Annotated in this window: 4 protein-coding genes and 1 pseudogene; 2 read left to right on the top strand and 3 right to left on the bottom strand. The window is 63.0% G+C overall.

Annotation, left to right across the window (positions count from 1 at the left end):
- Window positions 1–369, bottom strand: a pseudogene (locus FEM54_RS26310) (phytanoyl-CoA dioxygenase family protein); the annotation flags it as partial.
- A complete protein-coding gene (locus FEM54_RS26305) occupies window positions 369–1,214 on the bottom strand; it encodes an SDR family oxidoreductase (RefSeq protein WP_138453632.1) in 846 nt (281 codons plus the stop codon). The pseudogene FEM54_RS26310 and the gene FEM54_RS26305, both read right to left, overlap by 1 nt.
- 123 nt (window positions 1,215–1,337) lie before the next feature.
- On the opposite strand from FEM54_RS26305, the gene FEM54_RS26300 reads away from it, so the two are divergent.
- Both FEM54_RS26300 and iolG read left to right on the top strand, forming a co-directional pair.
- Complete coding sequence (locus tag FEM54_RS26300) at window positions 1,338–2,363, top strand: LacI family DNA-binding transcriptional regulator (RefSeq protein WP_138453631.1); 1,026 nt, start codon at window positions 1,338–1,340, stop codon at window positions 2,361–2,363.
- Between the two features lie 33 nt (window positions 2,364–2,396).
- Window positions 2,397–3,401, top strand: a complete 1,005-nt coding sequence (gene iolG, locus FEM54_RS26295) for an inositol 2-dehydrogenase (protein ID WP_138453630.1) — start codon at window positions 2,397–2,399, stop codon at window positions 3,399–3,401.
- On the opposite strand, the gene FEM54_RS26290 is transcribed toward iolG, so the two are convergent.
- Window positions 3,398–4,057 (bottom strand): GGDEF domain-containing protein (locus tag FEM54_RS26290; RefSeq protein ID WP_138453629.1); only part of this gene is annotated, 660 nt, incomplete at its 5' end. The genes iolG and FEM54_RS26290 overlap by 4 nt on opposite strands.

Here is a 4,057-nt window from a genome sequence, read left to right as displayed (position 1 = left end):
CAGCGCGGCTTTCTGCAGTGAATTCCAGATGCGCCCGTTGCTGCCGGCCTTGGCAAAATGGTCGGCGGCCACGCCTTGCGCAGCTTCATGGGCAAAGATCGCCTCGAACACTTGGCTATGGCGGTCGACTACCGCCAGGTCTTCATAAGCTTGGCGCACCACCATCACCCCTGGCCCGTCGCGGAACAGGCGGTGCAGCTCATTCATGACGCGCAGGCGCTCGCTGTTGCGTAAAGTGCCGGCCTGATAGATCGGCACATTGCTCACCACTTCTGCACACAGCGGGTAATCCTCGGCGCTGGTGTATTGGGCGCAAATACGGCTGAAATCCGCCAGGCGCACCGCCGCGCCAGTCACGAACGCCGACATTACACACCTCCCGGCAGGCTCAGCGCCTGGTGCGGTTGCGGGCTGCCACTGTCGGTGCAGCCGACCACGCCTTGCTCCAGGTCGATCACCGCGCCGGTCATCATCCCGGCTTCACGCGAGAGCAAAAACGCCACGCTTTGCGCCACTTCTTCGGGCTTGAGCAGCCGCCCGAACGGCTGTGCGCGCTCGGCCTCGGCCAGCCAGCCATCTTGCGCACCGTGGTATTGGCGCTGAATCTGATCCTCGTGAGGCGTGTCCATCCAGCCGATATTCAGGCCATTGACGCGGATGCGATTACGCAACGCGGTGAATGCCACGTTTTTGGTCAAAATCGCCAGCGCGCCCTTGGACGCCGCATAGGCGCTCAAAAACGACAGCCCGCCATGCCCGGTGATGCTCTGGATATTTACCACTGCGCCTTCCACGCCGGTGCTGATCATCAGCTTGAGCGCTTCCTGCATCAGAAAAAACGGCGCACGTACATTCACCGCAAACAGCCGATCAAACAGCTCAGGCGAGGTGTCGAGAATAGTGCCGCGATCCGACATGCCGGCGCAGTTCACCAGCCCGTGCAAGGTGCCGAAGTGGGTGCGTGCTGCGTCGATGATCGCGCGGCAATCCTCGACGTTTTCCAGGTCGGCCTCGACAAAAAATGCCTGGCAATCGAGCTGTGCCAGTTGCCGGACCTGCTCTTCGCCCTCGGCGCGGCGGCGCCCGCAGACGATCAGCCCGGCAGCGCCACGCTGCGCCAGGGTATGTGCCACGGCAGCGCCCAGCCCCTGAGTGCTGCCGGTGACAACAAAATATTGGCCGTTGAATGCGCTGGCGAGATCGGTGTGAGGCATGCGGTTCTCCTGAAATTGTTGTTGTTTTATCGACCCGGCTCGACGCCGGGCAAAACTGAGACTAGCATTGCAAAACCTCAGTAACGCCCAAAAAAGACCTCAAAAACACCTCAGGCGAACCGCATGCTCGAACGCGCAAAACACTTCTCCATCAAGCAGCTCGCGACCCAGGCCGGCGTGAGCAAAGCCACGGTCGACCGCGTGTTGCACCAGCGCGGCAGCGTGCATGCGCAGACCACCCGGCGCATCGAGCAGGCGCTGGATGAGTTGGAGGCCCAGGAAAAAAACGGTCTGGCGGTGGGGCGCACGTTTCACGTCGATGTGATCATGCACACACCCCAGCGCTTCAGCGCGGCGGTGCAGGCGGCGATCACCGCGCAATTGGGCAGCTTGGCGCCGTTTCGCATCGCGCCGCGTTTTCACCTGTTTGAAGAAATCGAACCCCAGGCCATGCATGACCAATTACTGCGCTGCCTCGACACCGGCAGCCAGGGCGTGGTGCTTAAAGCGGCGGATGAGCCGGCGGTGAATCAGGCCGTCAAGCAGCTGATCGCGGCCGGCATTCCGGTGGTAACCCTGGTCACCGACCTGCCGCAAAGCGAGCGCATCGGTTATGTAGGCATGGACAACCGCACCGCCGGCCAAACCGCGGCCTACCTGATGTCGCGCTGGCTGCCGGCGCAGCCCCAGGACGTGGCGGTGGTGATCGGCAGCGAACTGTTCCGTGGCGAAGAAGAGCGCGAGATGGGCTTTCGCGCCTGGCTGCGTGGGCGTGCCCCGCACCTGCGGGTGCTGGATATCTGCGGCGGCTACGGCGTGTACGACCGCACGTTTGAGCGCGTCACCCAGGCCCTCAAGCAACACCCCGAACTCAAGGCGGTGTACAGCGTCGGCGGCGGTAACCGCGCGATTGTCGATGCCTTCACCGCGCTCGAGCGCCCGCTGGAAGTGTTTATCGGCCATGACCTGGACGAAGAAAACCGCCAGCTGCTGCTGGAAGAAAAAGTCGCCGCGATCATCGATCACAACCTGCAGATCGATGCCCGCAGCGTGTTTTTGCACATCCTGCAACACCACCGGTTATGGAAAGCCGGGCCGATCGCGCCGTCACAGGTGCAGATCGTGACACCGTTCAACCTGCCGGACTGAAGCTCCCTCAATAACAACGCCAGGAGTTCGACCATGCTACGTATTGCCGTTTTAGGTGCCGGGCGCATCGCCAGGATCCACGCCGCCAACGTCGCCGCTCACCCCAACGCCACGCTGGTGCTGGTGGCCGACCCCTGGCGCGAAGGTGTCGACGCGCTCAGCAAACAATTGGGCTGCGAAGCGGCCTATGACTGCGCCGCCGTGCTTGCCCGCCAAGACATTGATGCCGTGGTGATCGGCACGCCCACCGACACCCATATCGACTTGCTGCTGGCAGCGGTGGCCGCAGGCAAGGCGGTACTGTGCGAAAAGCCCATCGACCTGGATATCGCCAAGGCTCGCAGCGCCGCCCAGGCCGTCGAACGCCTGGGCGGCAAGGTGATGCTCGGTTTCAACCGACGTTTTGACCCCGACATGCTGCGTCTGCGCCAGGCGCTGGACGCCGGCCAGATCGGCGCGGTGCGCCAGGTGATCATCACCAGTCGCGACCCCGGCCTGGCGCCGCGTGACTACCTGGAACACTCCGGTGGCATCCTGCGCGACATGACCATCCATGACTTCGACACCGCCCGCCACCTGCTCGGCGAGGAGCCGGTGCAAGTCAGTGCCTTCGCCAGCCGCCTGGTGGACCCGAGCCTGGCCGACATCGACGACTACGACAGTGTGATGGTGTTGCTGCGCACCGCCTCCGGCAAGCAATGCCACATCAACTGCTGCCGCCAGGCGGTGTATGGCTATGACCAGCGCGTGGAAGTCTCCGGCGCCACAGGCGTGTTGCTCACCGACAACCACCGCCCCAGCACGTTGCGCCATTGGAGTGCCGACCACACCGAAGCGCTGGAGCCGTTGCAGCACTTTTTCCTCGAGCGTTACGCGGATGCTTATCGCAATGAGCTGACGCAGTTTATTGATGCGCTGAACGCTGGCCGCGCGTTACCGACCAGCGTGCGTGATGGCTTGTATGCCTTGCACCTGGCCGATTGTGCATTGGAGTCGGTGAAGACCGGGCGCAGCGTAGCGGTGCATTACGACCTTTAGCCGAACGTGCGGGTCTGGTCCACCAGACGAATGCTGTCGCGCCCGCCACGCTTGGTTTCGTAGAGCGTGGTGTCGCCTTGTTCGATCAGCGCGGCCAGGCTCGGCGGTGGTTGGTCGAACAGGTTGGCGCCGATGCTCAAGGTCACCGGCGCTGGCGTGATAAAGGTGTCAGCGGCGACTTGCTGGAACTGTTCACGCAAGCGGCTGCCCAGTTCGACAATCTGCTGGGTTGAGGTGTTGTTCAGTAGAATCAAAAACTCGTCCCCGCCCAGGCGCGCAGCCAATGCATCCTGGGGGACGACGCCGCGGATCATCTCGCTGAGGGTGATGAGCAAACGGTCGCCGGCGGTATGGCCGTAGAGGTCGTTGACCCCTTTGAAGTTGTCGATATCGATCAACAGCACGGCGCCTGGCTGGGCCGGCGAAACTCGCGCCAACAGGCGTGGCGCTTGAAGGTCAAGGGCGCGACGGTTGAAGAGTGCTGTGAGTGGGTCGCGGGCCGCCAGCCGTGCGATGTGCTGCTCGCGGCGGTAGCGTTCGGAGCCGGTCATCGACAACGCGATCAACATGATCGCCATCGCACCTTCCACCAAGGACACCTGGATAATTTCGCCCTTGAAGGCTGCCAGGTCAATCAGTGTGCCGGGGATCAGCAC

It is taken from the genome of Pseudomonas edaphica, from assembly GCF_005863185.1.
GTDB classification, from domain to species: domain Bacteria; phylum Pseudomonadota; class Gammaproteobacteria; order Pseudomonadales; family Pseudomonadaceae; genus Aquipseudomonas; species Aquipseudomonas edaphica.
The sequence above is the reverse complement of the archived record's forward strand: the minus strand, read 5'-3'. Positions and strand labels throughout refer to the sequence as shown.